General features: G+C 39.6%; 20 protein-coding genes and 1 tRNA gene. 5 read left to right on the top strand and 16 right to left on the bottom strand.

Annotation, left to right across the window (positions count from 1 at the left end; genetic code table 11):
• Positions 1-58 precede the first annotated feature (58 nt).
• Positions 59-670 carry a DUF3298 and DUF4163 domain-containing protein gene (locus tag KR50_RS07700; RefSeq protein WP_041057001.1) on the top strand — a complete coding sequence of 204 codons (612 nt, stop codon included), beginning with the start codon at positions 59-61 and terminating at the stop codon, positions 668-670.
• A 164-nt stretch (positions 671-834) separates the two neighbouring features.
• Here KR50_RS07700 and KR50_RS07695 read toward each other — a convergent pair whose 3' ends face one another.
• The 6 genes from KR50_RS07695 to KR50_RS07670 form a co-directional block, all read right to left on the bottom strand.
• On the bottom strand, positions 835-1,974 hold the full coding sequence (locus KR50_RS07695; RefSeq protein WP_041056998.1) for a zinc-dependent alcohol dehydrogenase: 1,140 nt from the start codon (positions 1,972-1,974) through the stop codon (positions 835-837).
• Positions 1,975-2,216: 242 nt separating this feature from the next.
• Positions 2,217-2,288 (bottom strand) — tRNA-Val (locus KR50_RS07690).
• A 260-nt stretch (positions 2,289-2,548) separates the two neighbouring features.
• Positions 2,549-4,531, bottom strand: coding sequence for a TRAP transporter permease (locus KR50_RS07685; protein WP_041056997.1), 1,983 nt, complete (start codon positions 4,529-4,531; stop codon positions 2,549-2,551).
• Entirely contained in the window at positions 4,524-5,066 is a 543-nt protein-coding gene (locus KR50_RS07680; RefSeq protein ID WP_041056994.1) for a DUF1850 domain-containing protein, read from the bottom strand. The genes KR50_RS07685 and KR50_RS07680 overlap by 8 nt, the downstream gene beginning before the upstream one ends.
• A gap of 68 nt (positions 5,067-5,134) precedes the next feature.
• Positions 5,135-6,118 (bottom strand): TAXI family TRAP transporter solute-binding subunit, encoded by a 984-nt coding sequence (locus KR50_RS07675; RefSeq protein ID WP_041056990.1) that lies wholly within the window; start codon positions 6,116-6,118, stop codon positions 5,135-5,137.
• Positions 6,119-6,339: 221 nt separating this feature from the next.
• Entirely contained in the window at positions 6,340-6,885 is a 546-nt protein-coding gene (locus KR50_RS07670; protein WP_041056987.1) for a phosphatidylglycerophosphatase A family protein, read from the bottom strand.
• A 107-nt stretch (positions 6,886-6,992) separates the two neighbouring features.
• On the opposite strand from KR50_RS07670, the gene KR50_RS07665 reads away from it, so the two are divergent.
• The 3 genes from KR50_RS07665 to KR50_RS07655 all read left to right on the top strand — a co-directional run bounded on the left by KR50_RS07665 (position 6,993) and on the right by KR50_RS07655 (position 8,763).
• On the top strand, positions 6,993-7,727 hold the full coding sequence (locus tag KR50_RS07665) for an alpha/beta hydrolase (protein WP_041056984.1): 735 nt from the start codon (positions 6,993-6,995) through the stop codon (positions 7,725-7,727).
• 81 nt (positions 7,728-7,808) lie between these two features.
• A complete protein-coding gene (locus KR50_RS07660; RefSeq protein ID WP_041056981.1) occupies positions 7,809-8,327 on the top strand; it encodes a YjcG family protein in 519 nt (172 codons plus the stop codon).
• A 1-nt stretch (position 8,328) separates the two neighbouring features.
• Complete coding sequence (locus KR50_RS07655; RefSeq protein WP_041056978.1) at positions 8,329-8,763, top strand: GNAT family N-acetyltransferase; 435 nt, start codon at positions 8,329-8,331, stop codon at positions 8,761-8,763.
• A 26-nt stretch (positions 8,764-8,789) separates the two neighbouring features.
• Here KR50_RS07655 and KR50_RS07650 read toward each other — a convergent pair whose 3' ends face one another.
• From KR50_RS07650 to KR50_RS07625, 7 genes are all read right to left on the bottom strand, one after another.
• Complete coding sequence (locus tag KR50_RS07650; RefSeq protein WP_041056975.1) at positions 8,790-9,080, bottom strand: hypothetical protein; 291 nt, start codon at positions 9,078-9,080, stop codon at positions 8,790-8,792.
• A 95-nt stretch (positions 9,081-9,175) separates the two neighbouring features.
• Positions 9,176-9,439 (bottom strand): stage VI sporulation protein F, encoded by a 264-nt coding sequence (locus KR50_RS07645; protein WP_041056972.1) that lies wholly within the window; start codon positions 9,437-9,439, stop codon positions 9,176-9,178.
• 214 nt (positions 9,440-9,653) lie between these two features.
• Positions 9,654-9,785, bottom strand: a complete 132-nt coding sequence (locus KR50_RS18235; protein ID WP_084215526.1) for a YjcZ family sporulation protein — start codon at positions 9,783-9,785, stop codon at positions 9,654-9,656.
• 69 nt (positions 9,786-9,854) lie between these two features.
• Positions 9,855-10,211: a stage V sporulation protein AE gene (gene spoVAE, locus KR50_RS07640; protein ID WP_041056969.1), complete on the bottom strand. Its 357-nt coding sequence runs from the start codon at positions 10,209-10,211 to the stop codon at positions 9,855-9,857.
• A gap of 16 nt (positions 10,212-10,227) precedes the next feature.
• Positions 10,228-11,256 carry a stage V sporulation protein AD gene (gene spoVAD / locus KR50_RS07635; RefSeq protein WP_041056966.1) on the bottom strand — a complete coding sequence of 343 codons (1,029 nt, stop codon included), beginning with the start codon at positions 11,254-11,256 and terminating at the stop codon, positions 10,228-10,230.
• Positions 11,256-11,723 carry a stage V sporulation protein AC gene (gene spoVAC / locus KR50_RS07630; RefSeq protein ID WP_041056963.1) on the bottom strand — a complete coding sequence of 156 codons (468 nt, stop codon included), beginning with the start codon at positions 11,721-11,723 and terminating at the stop codon, positions 11,256-11,258. The genes spoVAD and spoVAC overlap by 1 nt, the downstream gene beginning before the upstream one ends.
• Positions 11,724-11,737: 14 nt before the next feature.
• Positions 11,738-12,163, bottom strand: a complete 426-nt coding sequence (locus KR50_RS07625) for a hypothetical protein (protein WP_041056960.1) — start codon at positions 12,161-12,163, stop codon at positions 11,738-11,740.
• Positions 12,164-12,322: 159 nt separating this feature from the next.
• Between KR50_RS07625 and KR50_RS07620 the strand changes: the two genes are divergently transcribed.
• Positions 12,323-12,832: a CotY/CotZ family spore coat protein gene (locus KR50_RS07620; protein WP_041056958.1), complete on the top strand. Its 510-nt coding sequence runs from the start codon at positions 12,323-12,325 to the stop codon at positions 12,830-12,832.
• Between the two features lie 278 nt (positions 12,833-13,110).
• Here the strand turns inward: KR50_RS07620 and KR50_RS07615 are convergent, their stop codons facing one another.
• The 3 genes from KR50_RS07615 to mgtE all read right to left on the bottom strand — a co-directional run bounded on the left by KR50_RS07615 (position 13,111) and on the right by mgtE (position 16,196).
• Entirely contained in the window at positions 13,111-13,629 is a 519-nt protein-coding gene (locus KR50_RS07615; protein ID WP_041056956.1) for a CotO family spore coat protein, read from the bottom strand.
• 117 nt (positions 13,630-13,746) lie between these two features.
• Entirely contained in the window at positions 13,747-14,520 is a 774-nt protein-coding gene (gene fabI, locus KR50_RS07610) for an enoyl-ACP reductase FabI (RefSeq protein ID WP_041056953.1), read from the bottom strand.
• Positions 14,521-14,819: 299 nt separating this feature from the next.
• Complete coding sequence (gene mgtE, locus KR50_RS07605) at positions 14,820-16,196, bottom strand: magnesium transporter (RefSeq protein ID WP_041056950.1); 1,377 nt, start codon at positions 16,194-16,196, stop codon at positions 14,820-14,822.
• Positions 16,197-16,199: the final 3 nt, after the last annotated feature.

Below are 16,199 nucleotides of genomic sequence, written 5' to 3'. Positions count from 1 at the left end.
ATTTTGTGTCCTGCTCACATAGATTACTATTACCTGTCTGTGAAAGGATGATGCACTAATGGACCTGCCTGTAACAATTAAAACGAAATCACTCATCATTCCTGCATTAAATATAAATATTATGTATCCAGAAGTAACTGAACTATATAATCCAGCAATTCAAATGTATATAAACGTTAAAATTGTAGAAACGCTAAATCGAATGCTGCTTGATTTAGGTTATCACGACCCAAACTTGAAAGAAATGCAAGGATATTATGAAATTAAAACGAATGAACGCAGAATTCTCAGTTTATCATTAATTGTTTATTCCTATACCGGCGGTGCACATGGGTTGACACTCATTAAGTCGCTGACTTTTAATGCAGATACAGGAAAAATGTACATGCTGTATGAATTGTTTAAGCCGGACGCTCCATTTGTTGGAAGATTATCTGCGATCATCAGTCAGAAAATTGGAGAGTGGAAAATACCGCTAATTGGCGACTTCACATCCATTCGAAGGGATCAGGATTTTTATCTAGCGGATCATAGTCTGGTGATTTATTTCCAGCAATACGAAATTTCTCCTTATGTTGCCGGTTTTCCATATTTCCCGATTCCAATATGGGATATTCAAGACTTGATCGCAGAAACTGGTCCACTGAATACGCTTCTTCCATTCACTTAAATCAATAAGAGCTTCCGCTGCGATATATGTCTGTTACTACTTACTTAATTCATATTTCATCTACATTAAAAACGAACCTGGGACAAATGTCTGTCCCAGGCTCGTTGACCGGCTCACTTCGTTTCAGGCGGACGTTTTCCGCTTTATGTCGCAACCTATTTCACTTATGGTTTCAATACTACCTTTACACATTCATCTTCGTGATCGTTAAAGATTTTATACGCTTCACTTGCTTGATCAAGACTCATTTTATGAGACACAATCTCTGTTGGATCGAATTCTCCAGCCTTAATCATGTCAAATAATTTAGGCATATAATGTATGACAGGAGCTTGACCCATCTTGAGTTCAACATTTCGTTCGAAAATATTACCTAATGGGAAACCATTATACTTTGAACCATACACACCTGTTAATTGGATGGTACCGAATTTACGGACAGCATCGATGCCGATATCAATGGCACTTAATGTTCCACCCTGTAGTTTAAGCTTTTGTCCAATTTCTTCAGGAAGAGATTTTTTACCGTCCATTCCGACACAGTCTATTACTGCATCCACTCCACCATTGGTAATTTCTTTAATATGAAGACCCATTTCATTGAACTCTTCGAAATTAAAGATTTCTACGTTATTCATTTTCTTTGCACGTTCCAATCGGTATGGTAAATTATCCACTGCGATTACACGTTTTGCGCCTTTCATCCAGGCGAATTTCTGAGCCATTAAGCCAATCGGGCCGCAACCAAGGACAGCTACTGTATCCCCTTTCTTTACGCCCGCATTTTCAATACTCCAGTAAGCAGTCGGTAGTACGTCAGACATAAACAGCAATGCTTCATCTTCCAACTCCACCGAATCCGGAATAACAAGCGGCATAAAGTTGCCAAACGGAACACGCAGATATTCAGCCTGCCCGCCAGGATGGTTACCATAACGTTCAGTAAATCCAAAATAGCCTCCTGTATCGATTTCAGGATTTGGATTTGAATTGTCACATTGACTTTCTAAATCATGCTGACAATAGAAACACTGTCCGCAGGAAATATTAAATGGAATAACTACACGATCACCTTTTTTTACTTTCGTAACTTCCGGTCCCACTTCTTCTACAATTCCCATTGGTTCGTGACCTACTACGTAGTCCTTATGTGTAGGCAATGCGCCTTGATAAATATGTAGATCTGATCCACATATGGCCGTAGAGGTAATTCTGACAATGATATCATCATTTTTTTGAAGTTTTGCATCCGGGACTTCCTTCACCTGCATATCTTTTATACCCTGAAAAGTAACACCCTTCATAATAAAACCTCCATTTGAATGTTATTGTACTATTTACTATCTACCCGGATAAAAAGTTAATACTCTGATCATAAAGTCCTTTTTTACATTATTAGATACTATTGCCATTCTATTCTTATTTTACTAAACCTTACTGAGATAAAGCAGTTCTCGTTTTAGTGTTTCATTAAAGGGCTTTTATCATGTATTAGATTCCAGCAAAAAAAAAACACACCCCTGTGGAGTGTGTTTTTCTGATTTAATGATCTGAGAGGGATTCGAACCCCCGACCCCGTCCCTGTCAAGGACGTATTCTCCCGCTGAACTATCAGATCACGTACAAGTATACTCATTCATGAAAAGAGAAAATTCGAAAATGTTTTAAAGCTTTTTTTAAGACATGTCCAATTTTATGATACATTTCTCTATTCGTCAATATAATTTTAAATATTATATTGAATATGCTACTCAGCGACTCGTTTTTAATTTTTACGGTGGTCAAATAATATAGGAGGATAAGTAAAAAGTAAGAACTTGGAAGGAGTGTGATATCGCACTCTTTCCAAGTCCTATAGTGATTTTTACAGTATAAGCGTTAAGCTTGAACGGTCTGCACTTTTTTAGGATCATTCCGTTTCCAAATAAACTGCAGAACAAGTAAGGCAACGAAGAGAACTGCTCCTAAAATGTCTGAAAGACCTTCAGGATAAACCAGCATTAAACCTGCTGCTGCAGCCAAAATACGTTCGATTGAATGTACAGGACGATACCAGTAACCAATCACAGCTGCACCTATAGCTGTCATTCCTGCTAGTGCGGTTATGACCGATATAGTAATCTCCATTGGATTAGTATCAATGAGTAAAAGCTGTGGTGAAAGAACAAACATATATGGAATAATAAATGCACCTATTGCTAATTTTGCTGCATTTACTCCGGTTCGTATCGGTTCTCCTCCTGATACGCCTGCCGCTGCAAAGGCAGCCAGCGCAACAGGCGGCGTGATGTCCGCTACTATCCCAAAATAAAAGACAAATAAGTGAGCCGCTAACGGCGGAACATCAAGCAAAATCAATGCAGGCGCCGCAATTGTTGCTGTAATGACATAGTTGGCGGTTGTTGGTGAACCCATCCCAAGAATAATCGCTGCAATCATCGTAAAGAAAAGCGTAAGCAGCAAAATTCCGCCCGATAAATCTACAAGTCCGTTAGCCAATTTCAAACCAAGGCCTGTTCTTGTTACGACTCCAACAATGAGGCCCGCACAAGCTGTTGCCACTGCAACAGATAAGGCTGTCCTTGCACCATCTGCAAGTCCTTCGATGAACTTTCTGATATTAATTCTTGTGTCTTTTCTAATCAAACTGACCAGAATTGTGATCAAGATTGAATATAATGCAGCTCTAATAATAGAGTTTCCGTCCAATAATAAAAACACAACTGCGAAGATCGGTGTAAGCAAATAAATCTTTTTCAATACGACAGATTTCTTCGGGATGTCTTTATCCGGAAGTCCGGTGAGCCCAAGTCTTTTTGCTTCAAAATGTGTAATAATCCAGATTCCAGAAAAATAAAGCAAAGCAGGGATCGTTGCCGCTTTCGCAATTTCCCAGTAAGTAACGCCCCCAATGAATTCAACCATAAGAAAAGCGGCTGCTCCCATAATCGGAGGCATGAGCTGTCCACCTGTTGAGGCAGCTGCTTCTACTCCACCTGCAAATTCTTTGCGATAGCCAAGACGTTTCATCATAGGGATCGTGAATGATCCTGAAGTAACAACGTTCGCTACTGAGCTTCCGCTTATTGTCCCCTGCAAGGCGCTAGAAAATATGGCTACTTTGGCAGGTCCTCCGATTCGTTTGCCGGCAAAGGCCACCGCCAGATCATTAAAATACTGACCTATTCCTGTCTTTACCAAGAAAGCTCCGAACAGCAGGAATAAAAAGATGAAGGTTGCTGAAACGTATAATGGCGTACCAAATATTCCTTCAGAAGAAATAAACATTGTATTGACTAGGTTTTCCAAGTCCAGTCCCCTGTGACGCAAAAATCCAGGCATGGACCTTCCGAAATAGGCATAAGCCAGGAATAATGATGCAATTATTGTAATCGGCAGTCCCACTGCTCTCCTTGTTGCCTCTAATACCAAAAGAATGGCGATTAATCCCGTCCAGAAATCCATGGGCGTGATACTTCCGATCGTATTTACGATTCGGTCTTCATTCAATGGATAGTAGCTTCCCACCCATACTGACAACAGGGCTAGGACTGCATCGTACCATGGCAGATTATTTTTTTTCTTACCCGCCTTTTTTATTGCTGGAAAAAGAAGAAAAACTAAGGTAAGGGCAAAACCAAGATGGATTGACAATAATGTCTGTCTTGGAATTGATTGCGTAATCGCTGCATAAATCTGAAATACAGAAAACGCTACCAGACCGATAAACACAACCCAGTTCATAATTCCTTTATACTGCCTGGTTCTTGCTTCAGGATCATATTTAGCTAAAAGTTCTTTTTGTTCTTCTTCTGTTAACTGCTTATTTTGCTCTGTTTTTTGTTCTTTATTTTTATCCATTCATTTTCACTCCTCTCAGCAACTGGAACATTGTTAGGTCTTTGACTTCTAAATTGATCAAAGAACCTGGTGCAATAAAGTCGTGCATCTTATATGTGCTTCCCTCTGTCTTTATTTTGTGGCTGATTACCACCTGGCTTGTCCTTAAATTAATGGACGGAAATACACGGTTCATATTTTTAATGAAATATTTACCATCTTTTTCTACAAAAATCTCACCATCAAACATCGCATTTGAAGGCATTCCAATTGCCATATCTTCATATTGAAGTTCCGTCTGCTGAATTTGATGATCAGGTAATACGGTGTATGTATCAATAACGGTGGATTGATGGATCGAATGGGTATATTCGAGTTGAAAGGTCTGGTCCTCCTTTATAGGAAGGTAGGCTAAAATCTCGCGGGAACGAAGATCCTGAAAGGTCAGTGCTTTTTTAACGGGTATAAAGATGGCGATTAATAAAAACAGTATAAGTGCTAAACAGAAGATAAGCCATAATATTTTTTGTTTTACGGTTTTTTTTTCCGCAGCCATAGAAAATCATCTCCATAACAATTAACAAACAGGTCCAAAAAGGACCTGTTTGCCAATGTATCCTGCTGTTATTCTGCTTCTACACCCTGTTCATCAAAGTAGCGCTGTGCGCCGGGATGAACTTCTATGCCAATACCGTCAAGAGCGGTATCCACAGTAATAAATTCACCTTTTGGATGAGTGATTTGGTCCGTGTTTTCAAAAATACCTTTCGTGATATCGTACACCAGATCATCAGATAGATCTGCTGAGATAGCAAGCATTGCCTGAACAGCGACTGTAGGTACAGCTGAAGTCAGACTATACGTACCTTCAGGCACTTCATCTTCAGAATAAAAAGAATAAGCTTCCATCAATTCCTGGGCTTTTTCCTGCTCGATTGGAACAATCACCACATCTACTTGTGCAGCCAGTCCTTCTACTGCACCAGTCGGTGTTCCTCCTGTAATAAATGCTGCATCAATAGAGCCATCTTGAATCCCGGTAGTTGAGTCATCAAAAGAAAGGTTTTGAATATCCATATCTTCAAAGCTCATCTCATGGATTTCAAGAATTTGTTCTGCATTCAATCGTGTTCCAGAACCTGACTCACCAACTGACACAGTCTTGCCTGCCAGATCTTCAACAGATTCAATTCCTGAATCTGCAGTCGTTACGATTTGAATCGTTTCTGGATATAGAGTTGCTAACCCTCTGATTTTCTCAATAGGAGCGTCAAACATCTGTGTACCTTCTACGGCATAAGAGGCAATATCAGTTTGTACGAAAGCAATTTCTACTTCGTTATTGTTGATCATTGCCATATTCTCAGCTGACGCGTTAGATGTTACTGCATCCGTATCAATTCCAGTTTCATCTTTAATCATGTTTGCAAAAGTGCCGCCAAGCGGGTAATATGTACCGCCTGTTCCGCCTGTAGCCAGACCGAGGATGTCCGGTTCGCTTTCACCCTCTCCTCCGCCTTCTTCACTGTCTTCTCCTCCACATGCAGCTAAAATCATCGATACTGCAAGCAACATTACCATAAATAAATAATACTTACTCTTTTTCAATATAGTGCCCCCCTTATAAAGTTACATTAATACGTATACTATTTTATCACGAAATGTTACTTTTTTGTCAAACTGATTAAAAGGGGGATTGAAAAACACTTAGTAAAACACTATAAAATCAATCATTAGAGCAAATAATTAAGTCATGTAACAATCTTAATAATCCTGGAATGCTGTTCATGTCTCAGCCCATTATTGTATGGATAGTGTATGATGTATTACTATTCATCTTCAATTACCCTTCGAACTTCCGGTGAAAGGTTTTCTTCCAAGTCTCTTAAGCGGTGGGCAAGTCTTGAAGATGCATTTGCTGCTATGCTAGCAATCATATCATCAAGAAACGTGTGCACGCCGCCTGTGACTTTCGTATCAAGCTTTGCAATAATGCCGATTTTGTTTTTATCTAAATGCCCAAATGTAGTAACTGCAATACTCCCATACCCCAAAGATGCCCCAAGAGCAATCGTTTCATCTACGCCAAAAAGTCCTTCATCCGCTTCAACGATGGATTGAAGAGGCTCTGACAACTTTTTCTGTTCAGCGAGCTTATCTAGTTCCACTCCAACGAGCAGCGCATGCTGTATTTCCCTTTTCAACAATACTTTTTCCACGCTGTCCTCGCACTCCTCAATCGTCAGTTTACTGTTATATGGACCTTGCATCTGCATCACAATTTCGGCTATATCAGAAATCTTAACACCACGCTCCGTCAAGCAATCCTTAGCTGCTTTTGTAACTACATAAGAATGAACTCTTTCTAATGACATTGGTTTTCCTCCTAGTAAAATGCTTCATATATATAAATGGGAATGATATGATACAATTTATGTGCAAACGCTTTAAACTTTACTGATTGTGAAACGGAGGAACAGACATGGCAGGTACAGGATCCATAAAGGAACACACTTTATACAGTGAAGCTCTAAAAGAAGAGATGACACTGCTTATTTATTTCCCATCAAACTATTCTCCGCTCTATAAGTATACGGTATTAATCGCCCAGGATGGCAAGGATTATTTTCAGCTTGGAAGACTGCCCAGACTCGCTGATCAGCTCCTGGAGCAGGAAGAAATAGAAAATCTAATTATTGTAGGCGTTCCTTATAAAGATGTAGAAGACCGTTCACGAAAATACCATCCAAACGGTGAGCAGCATGAGGCTTACATTCGTTTCTTAGCCCGAGAGCTTGTGCCTTACATAGACAGAGAATTTCCAACCTATCAAATGGGAATGGGGAGAGCGTTAATTGGCGATTCACTTGCAGGTACTGTGTCATTTAAAGCTGCATTGCAATATCCCCATACTTTTGGCCGCGTCATTATGCAGTCGCCTTTAGTGAATGATCAGGTGATTCAGGCAGCTCATTCATTTAAGGATGTACATTTAATTAATGTATATCATATTATAGGCACGGAGGAAACAACTGTGAAAACAACTCGGGGGTCAGAAGAAGATTTTTTAACTCCGAACAGAGAGCTTCATAACGTAATGGTACAACAAGGCTTCTCGGTTTTCTATGATGAATTTAATGGCGGTCATACTTGGAAATTCTGGCAGCCCGACTTAAGCAGAGTTATGAAGATGATGTTTAAAAAGACGTCTTATTAATATTTAGGCTTCTTTTAAAAGTTTTGATATAATCAAGGTGTAAACAATATTCATCAGAAGAGATCAGAGGAGGCATGAGTGATGACAAAATTTGGTATCGCGATTTTTCCATCAAAAAAACTGCAAGATTTGGCGAATTCTTATCGCAAAAGGTATGACCCGCATTATTCATTAATTCCGCCCCATATAACCGTAAAAAATGCATTCGAGGCTACCGATGAAGAAATCGCAGCTATATCCTCTAAACTAAAACAGGTTGGAGAAAAAACAAAACCCTTTACTTTGCGGGCGTATAAGATTAGTTCTTTTCAACCCGTAAATAATGTAATTTATATGAAAGTGGACACTACACCTGAGCTTCTTGCACTACACGAAGCCCTTCATACAGAGGATCTGGGGGGTGCACCGGAGCTTTCTTTTGTGCCTCATATTACAGTTGCACAAAAGCTGTCTGATGATGAACACTCGGATGTATATGGCTCGCTGCGCATGGCGGGAATTAATTTCGAAGAAACCGTCGACCGCTTCCATCTTCTATATCAATTAGAAAATGGCTCTTGGACAGTATATGAGACGTTTCGTCTCGGGAGTGAAAAATAATATGCTTCAAATTGTCCATGTTTCTACTGATAAAGAAAAAGAGGATGCGTTATTTGTTAGAAAACAGGTCTTCGTAGATGAACAACAGGTTCCAATTGAAGATGAAATTGATCACTATGATCCTGAAAGTGATCATTTTGTCTTATATGAACAAAATAGTCCAGTAGGTGCTGGCAGATTTAGATTGGTCGAAGAATCAGGTAAAATTGAGAGAATATGCGTTCTATCTTCTCATCGCGGAACTGGTGCAGGAGCAGCGATTATGCAGGGAATCGAAGCATTTGCTGAGAATAAAGGAATCCAAACATTGAGGCTGAATGCTCAAAGTCATGCACTGTCATTTTATGAAAAGCTTGGTTACCATATTACTTCTGATGAATTTTTAGATGCAGGAATTCCTCATAAATCCATGGTAAAAAAAATAAAACAAACCTGACGAAATTGCGTCAGGTTTGTTTTATTTTAAACAGACTCATTAAAAAGTCTACCCTTGCCTGTATATTTTGGAATTAAGTGCAAAGTAACAAAGGAACTGTCTGATGTATTTGATTTGTTTACATTATCTTCGTTTACAGCCCGGAAGCTATATTGATCTTTTTCTTTTGTCGGCTGTCCTTCTAGTTCTTCGCTCGATGTCCGGTAGGGACTAATTTTTTGTACAGGGGTTAAATAAAATGGATCGTACCCTTTTATTGCATCACGTTCAGCGTATTGCTGGTACTGGTAGTTATTTACAGGTGCAATATATCCCATTAATATCCTTCCCCTCTGTGTTTAATCAGTTCCTTATCCTTACCCAAATTAAAAAAATGTTAAACACATTGGTGGAAGTCAACTAGTTTAAACCCTTATTTTCCGTCTTTTTTATTCATCATATCTGAGATTGTGTTGAAATCAATTGATTTCCCTTTGGCCGTAATGGTCTCTACAATCCTGTCTTCAAGGTCTTTTGTAATGGGTTTGTTGGCTACTGCTGATACCTGTTTGATTAGATTACGCACCGTTTTTTCATCTTTAAAATCTGCGCTTTGAAATGATTGGGCCAATGAAAAGACGTTATCCATACTGACACCTGTTTTTTGTTCGATACGTTTAAAAAATGCATCGTTCAATGTATTCCCCTCCTCTGTCATCTTTAACATTATATGTACAAGAATCCTAAATGGTTCTTTCATTAAGAAGATTTGAATCCTCAGCTGACTGGAGTATTTGCTTTATAAGTTGGCGCAAGCACAAAAAAAGAGCCGAAAGAAATCAGTTATGACTGATTTTCTAACAAGCTCTTTTATGAGTTAATTTTTAATGATAATTAGTTAAATTTATCATTTAGCAGAAACTTGCACCAACAATAATTAACAGGATAAAGAGGACTACAATTAAAACGAATGTAGAGTAGCCGCCACCTTGACCGTAACCACAACCTCCGTAGCCACCGCCATAACCGCCGTAACCAAACATGAACTTCACCTCCCCCTTTCCTTCTTTCATATACTATGAAAAAAAATCATTCGAGGAGTGGGCACACGGTCATCCTTTCGGTTTAAATAACAATGCTCCGATAAATCCAAATATAATTGCAGCGGAAATACCTGCTGAGGTAACTTGAAACATCCCCGTCAAGACCCCAACAATTCCATGCTTCTCTGCTTCCTGCATCGCACCATGCATCAGCGCATTTCCAAACGATGTGATCGGAATGGTTGCGCCTGCCCCGGCAAAATCGATTAATGGCTCATATAAACCAAAAGCATCCATTACAGCACCGCTTACAACCAGCGTACTTAATGTATGAGCTGGTGTAAGCTTTCCGACATCCATAAGCAGCTGTCCGATGACGCAGATCGAACCGCCAACAACAAAAGCCCAAAAAAAGAACGGCCACATGACAATTTTCTCTCCTTTAGTTAACTTGATAATTACTGGGACTGCTTAACTCCACTGCATGAGCGATACACGGAATGGACTCTCCCTGTTGAAACGTCAGTGGTGACAGAAGAGCTCCTGTTGCTACTGCAAGCATCTTTTTTATAGAGCCTTTTTGAAGTTCATTTAAAAAATGACTGTAAAAAAGCATGGCTGAGCAGGCTGGTCCGCTTGCACCCGCCTGTATACCAGGGTTTTCCACATAAAAAAGTTTTCCGCAATCTAAAAATTGTCCTTCCTTAAACGTCCACCCTTTTTCTTTTAATAAGTCCTCAGTGATGGAATGGCCAATCCATGCCAAGTCTCCAGTCACGATGAGATCAAAGTCATCAGGCGTTTGATTGGTCTGGGTCAGGTGGCGGTGAATCACATCAGCTGCAGCCGGGGCCATCGCTGCACCCATATTATAAGGGTCTTTCATTCCTTCATCTGCCACTTTTCCGATTGTCGCTTTTTCAATGAAGGCATAGGGTGAAGATTGGGCTGTATATTTTTCTATCAGAGCAACACCTGCACCTGTAACTGTCCATTGAGCTGTTGGCGGTTTTTGACCCCCATATTCTGTCGGGTAGCGAAATTGCTTTTCAACAGCTGCATTATGGCTCGATGCACCTGTAATGATTTTGCCGCTGTATCCTCCATCTACAAGTACAGCCGAAAGGGCCAGCCCCTCCATTGACGTAGCACAGGCACTAAATAATCCGAGGTACGGTACGGATAAAGTTCTTGCGGCAAGACTGGTTGGTGTAAGCTGATTAATTAAATCTCCCATCAAGAGAGCATCGATTTCATGGGGCTCAATTGCCGCTTTTTTCATAAGAATTTCAATTGCTTCTTCAATTAAAAGGCGGTTTGCTTTTTCAAAACTTTCCTGTTCCATCCATAAACTATCCATACATTGATCAAACTCAGAGGAGTAGGGGCTCTTCTTCTCAAACGGCCCCCCCACTACCCCGGAAAACATAATGGCGGGTTTGTTTTTAAAAAACCAGGTTTTAGTATCCATCAATTTACCACCCCAAAATAACTCAGAAGCGTTTTTATAGTGGCAAGTACAAAGGCTGCAAATACTCCGAAAATAATTACAGACCCGGCAAGCTTAAACATATTGCCACCGACACCTAAAACAAACCCCTCTGTTTTATGTTCAATTGCAGCACTAATTACCGCATTCCCAAATCCTGTTACCGGAACTGCACTTCCTGCACCTGCAAACTGGCCGAGACGATCGTAAACCCCGAAACCTGTTAAAAACATTGCGAAAAAGATCATCGTCGCAACAGAAGGATTGCCGGCTGTTTGTTCAGTAAAGGAGAAGAATGTAATATAGAAGACTGTGACCGCTTGTCCAATTATACAAATGCACCCTCCAACTAGAAACGCCTTTATGCAATTTATGAGTACAGGCCGCTTGCGATCATGTGCGTTAACGAGACTTTGATAGGATTTTTCACTAGCTGTTTGTTTTGCCATAGATACCCCGCCTTTTACGTCAAATCATTTTTCAACGTAATAATTTTATCTAATTTTTTTTGAGCTTCTTCTATAGAAAGAGAACCATCTTCCCATGATTGAAAAAGATTATACGATTCCAGAAATATTTTATAATCACTTGAAACGTCTACTTCCTGATCTGGAAATTCTTCTTCTGTCCACTTTTTAATTTTTTTCTCAATCTTTTTCATATGAAACCGGTTCATATGATGAACTTTATAACTGACCAGAATTTTATCTTCTCCTGCAATGATAATGGTGTCGTACAGTTCTTCTGACTTTTGAAGCTTTTCATTGATAATGTGCACTTTTTCTTCGTGGGTGTCATGAATTATTAATTCACTTGGTCCTACTTTTTCGAACATTGCACAGCCGCCCAAAAGCATCATTAGCGGAAATGTGTAGATCCATTTTTTCATTATGCGATCCCTCATTTAGTTTCAGATGTACATCTTCAGCTATTAGTTTGTATCAGTTTTTATTTTTCATGCCTTTTTTTCTAAAACAGGCGAATGACTAAACCATACAGTTCAGGTTTGAATACCTTATATAGAATCCAATGTAAAGGAGGAGAAATAATGAGCTGTTGTGGAAAGAAAGATAATGTGAGTGGGTTTGAAGGCTGCGTATGCGAGGTGGTACGCGCAATAAAAGATATCCAGGACAATGTTGTAGAAGAATGTCAACCTTGTCTAACAAGCTGCTTCCTTGAGCCGCTTGGCGATTTAACAAGTCCATCACGCAGAAGACCTGCAGATACACGGGTTTTCGTTCTTAAAACGAAAGATGGTACTCCGTTCCACGCTTTTTACCGTGATGAAGACAGATACGATCATGATTGTATCTCAATTTACTTCCGTATTGAAAGCATTTTTGACAATTGCTGTGCAACACTTCGTGTCCTTGAGCCGAAAGACAAAGACGGTCATGAAGTTGATTTGCTTTCAGATTGCGGATCTAAAATTAATCTTAAGAAGCTTTGCAAAGTTTACAACTTTGAATCAACGGATAGCTGTATTACAGTAGATCTTAACTGCTTCTGTGCTGTTCAATGTATTAAAGATGTATTTCTTGGACTTTGCGACTAAGGATGAAGTGACCCCCCTGATCAACTAGCTTATGACTATAGGGAATGAACAAAGCTTCCACGCAGTTTTACAACCATTCTTCTACATGAAGAGTCATGGTAATTCTGCTCAAATCTTTTGCGTCCTTAGATCTTTCTCCCAAAGAAATAACACAGCCGCTCTGCGTAAAAAGCAGAGCGGCTTTTTTTATAGTATTTAACGGTAGAAAAGAAAAAAACCGGCAGACTTTTCCTAACTCGAAAGGATGAATTTACTTAAAAAGGAAAATTTTCTATAGCCTAGTTAATGTAGATATTTTTCAGTTCATCTTTTTTTCGTGTAATGAGTTCGCCATCCTTCGCTGCAATCGTGACTTTTTCTTCTGCGCATTCATTTAAAACGCCTTTGACACGTGTCTTGTCTTCGAATTCAAATAAACAAATGAACGGTGCTCTTTTCCCAATAAACGGCTTCAGGTAATCTAATCTTTCCGATACGTTCATTTCCTTAAACGGTTTTAATGGTTTAAAACGTTCAGCTACTGTGGGTCTGGATAGCACTTCGTCTGCTTTTTCTAATTCTGTATGCTTGCTAACTGGCGCTTTTTCACTTTTTTCATCATCATATACATATCCCAGCGGTTTTGCTTTTATTTTCTTTTTTGCTGTCAATTCTTTATTGTCCTCTTTTTTGTCATCTTTATCCCTGGTTCTGGTGGTTTGATACACCTGCTGCATCACCGGTTTGGAGCTTTTGAACGATGGTTGATCAATGTATAGTAAGGGGTTGTGTGCTTTTCTTTCTTCTTTATTACTCATAATAATCCCCTTTCTCAAACTTAGTCTCTTTTCATTGTATGAGAAAATGAAGGATTCATGATTTAAAATAAAAAAAAGAGAATCCCTATTTCGATTCTCTTTCCTCCTGAAATATAATTATCCTACAATATGGTAGCCTGAGTCGACATGAAGATTTTCACCAGTGATTCCTCTTGAGTAGTCACTAAACAAAAATGCAGCTGTATCTCCTACTTCTTCTGGTGTTGTGTTTCTGCGAAGAGGTGCTTTTTCTTCAATTTCTTTTAAAATAGAATTAAAATCGCCGATTCCTTTTGCCGACAGAGTACGGATTGGACCGGCAGAAATTGAGTTGACACGAATGCCGTCTTTTCCAAGGTCACCTGCTAGGTATCTCACACTGGCTTCTAATGAAGCTTTGGCTACACCCATTACATTATAATTTTGAAGAATGCGTTCTCCGCCCAGGTAAGTGAGGGTAATAATGCTACCGCCCTCTGTCATAATTTTACGGGCTTCTTTTGCTACTGCTGTAAGTGAATAAGAGCTGATGTTATGTGCGAGCAGAAAATTATCTCTAGTTGTTGACAAATACTCTCCTTGCAGATCTTCTTTTTCAGCAAATGCGATGCAATGAGCTACGCCATGAATCGTTCCTGCTTTTTGCTGGATGGTTTCAAAACAGTTTTTGATCTCATCGTCGTTCGTCACGTCACAAGGAAGAATATGCGGGTGGTCACCTTCTAAAGATTCAGCCAGCTCTCTTACTGTTTTTTCGAAGCGTTCACCTGCATATGTAAAAATAATTTGCGCACCTGCTAAATCCAATGATCGAGCGATGCCCCATGCAATACTGCGCTTGTTTGCTACACCCATCACAACAAAAGTCTTTCCTTTTAATGAAAGTGACATTTTTAATTCCTCCATTTTTAGAACAAGTATTAGTACCTGATACTAATTTATCATGTTTATCCACAACAAGCAATGCAAAATAAGAGGTTGGGACAAATGTCTCAACCTCTTTAACCCGGTTCTCTTCGCTTCATGCGCACGCTTTCCGCAGGGACAGACGCTTAAGCCCTCCTCAGGCTTTGCCTTATGGGGTCTCAAGCAACCGTCATATCCTGCAGGAGTCGCCACCTTCCGCTTCGTTTACCTCAAATTTACTATTAAAAAGAACTAATTTAAACGTCTTTCACACTTCCTTTGATTTAGACAAGGTATCCCATAAAGGCTGTTGCAATCCCAAAATAAATTAAAATAGAAAATATGTCATTGATTGTGGTAATAAATGGACCTGATGCGACAGCAGGGTCAATATTAAATTTGTGCATAATAAGCGGAACCAATGAGCCTGCGAGGGTCGCAACAATAAGTGAAGCAAAGATGGAAATACCCACAAGAAGTCCTAAGAATATGGAACCCTGCCAGACATAAACAATTCCTATAACTAGAATCCCGCAGGTTGTTCCTGTGATCAATCCGGTTCCTGCTTCCCGGAAAATTAATTTCCATTTGCTTTCATCTTGAATATCTCCTGTAGCAATACTTCTTATGGCAACTGCCAGTGCCTGAGTTCCTGTGTTGCCCGCCATTCCCGCAATAAGCGGTATAAAAACAGCTAATATTGCTACTTGATCAAGTGTAGCTTCAAACCTGCCAATTAAATTGGCCGTGAGCATTCCTAAAAATAATAAAGCAATGAGCCAGGGCAGTCTTTTTTTTGCTGCTCGAAAAGGAGTACGGTCTCTAGAATCCATATCTGATACCCCTGCTAACTTAGAATAATCGTCAGAGGCTTCTTCATCAAGAACATCCATAATATCATCGACTGTTATAATTCCGAGTAAATGGTTTTGAAAATCCACAACTGGAAGAGCCAAAAAATCGTAGTCTTTCATCGTTCTTGCTACTTCTTCCTGATCCTCTCCAACTGAAACAGAAACGACTCTGTCAGACATGATGTCCTTAATCAGCATATCTTCTTCTGCTGTAATAAGATCTCTTAGGGAAACGACTCCAGATAGTTGTTTTTCGTTATTAATAACGAAGGTATAGTAAATCGTTTCGGCACTTGGCGCTTTGGATCTAAGAATTGCCATAGCTGAACGAACGGTCGAATGTTCAGGTATAGAAACAAATTCGGTGGTCATAATAGATCCTGCCGTATATTCTTCATAATGCAATAAATCTTTTATTTCCTGTGCTGAGGCATCGTCCATTATTGTTAAATAACTTGCCACTTGTTCTTTGTTTAATTCATTTAATACATCTACTGCATCATCTGTGTACATATTAGCCAGCATGTCTGCAGCATATTGAGGGACCATTTCTGATAAAATGGGCTCATAGTCTTCATCATCAGCATCCAGGTTTTCAAATATATCCGCCATTTCCTGCGGTGATAAGCATTCATAAATTCTCTCGCGAAGCTCCACACTCAAACGAAGATAAAATCTTGCTTGGTCATAGGGGTGTAAGTTAAAATATTCTTCCCTGAATAATTCAAGCTCGTGATTGATGAGAGTTCGAACGAGCAGCTCTTCGATAGTTTTTGCTTGATCTTTTTCATTGATGGTTTCAGCCATTGC

It is taken from the genome of Jeotgalibacillus campisalis, from assembly GCF_000829515.1.
Taxonomy (GTDB): Bacteria; Bacillota; Bacilli; order Bacillales; family Jeotgalibacillaceae; genus Jeotgalibacillus; species Jeotgalibacillus campisalis.
The sequence above is the reverse complement of the archived record's forward strand: the minus strand, read 5'-3'. Positions and strand labels throughout refer to the sequence as shown.